General features: G+C 58.8%; 1 pseudogene. It reads right to left on the bottom strand.

The window, feature by feature from the left end:
• Nucleotides 1-255, bottom strand: a pseudogene (locus tag AB4Y40_RS42965) (IS630 family transposase); the annotation flags it as partial.

The raw sequence follows: 255 nt of genomic DNA, 5'->3' as shown, positions 1-255 counted from the left end.
GGCTCAGGGTGCCGTTGCGTTTGTATTCAAAGCCATGACTCTCGGCACGCCCGGGCGAGAGCGGCAACATCCGGTCCTTGCGATCCAGCGCCTGGATGGCTGTCTTCTCGTCCACGCAGAACACCACTGCATGCAACGGCGGATTAAGGTACAGCCCGATCACATCGGCGGCCTTGGTCTCAAAGTCAGGATCGTTGGACACCATGTGCGTATCGAGACGATGTGGCCGAATGTCGTGCTTGCGCCAGATACGTT

The sequence above is a fragment of the Paraburkholderia sp. EG287B genome (assembly GCF_040965595.1).
Classification (GTDB): domain Bacteria; phylum Pseudomonadota; class Gammaproteobacteria; order Burkholderiales; family Burkholderiaceae; genus Paraburkholderia.
Note: the sequence above shows the minus strand (reverse complement) of the source record. Positions and strands in the feature narration are given on the sequence as shown.